1 protein-coding gene is annotated in these 421 nt (G+C 43.2%); it reads right to left on the minus strand.

What is annotated here, in order from left to right:
• Nucleotides 1-421, minus strand: a 421-nt coding sequence (locus AC1M83_RS14190; RefSeq protein WP_481590945.1) for a GA-like domain-containing protein, incomplete at both ends; no start/stop codon positions are given.

Below are 421 nucleotides of genomic sequence, written 5' to 3' on the forward strand. Positions count from 1 at the left end.
GCATCTAATTGATCTTTGATCGCTTGTAATTGAGCTTGCGTTGCTGGACTGATTACACCATTTTTAGCAGCAATTGCCTCTACCAATTCATCATGCTTAGCTTCTGCAGTTTGAACCGCTTGTGTTGCTGCTGCAATCGCGGCATCAACATCATCAGCAATACCATTGCTATCTGTATCGTTCACTGCTGGTACAACTGTATCTAGAGCATCTAAACGAGCATCTAGATCATCTTTAGCTGCTGATGCAGGTAATGCATCAACCAAGCCTTGTGCTGTACCTTTCAACGCATCTAATTGATCTTTGATCGCTTGTAATTGAGCTTGCGTTGCTGGACTGATTACACCATTTTTAGCAGCAATTGCCTCTACCAATTCATCATGCTTAGCTTCTGCAGTTTGAACCGCTTGTGTTGCTGCTG

Source organism: Acinetobacter sp. 25-47-130 (genome assembly GCF_056779705.1).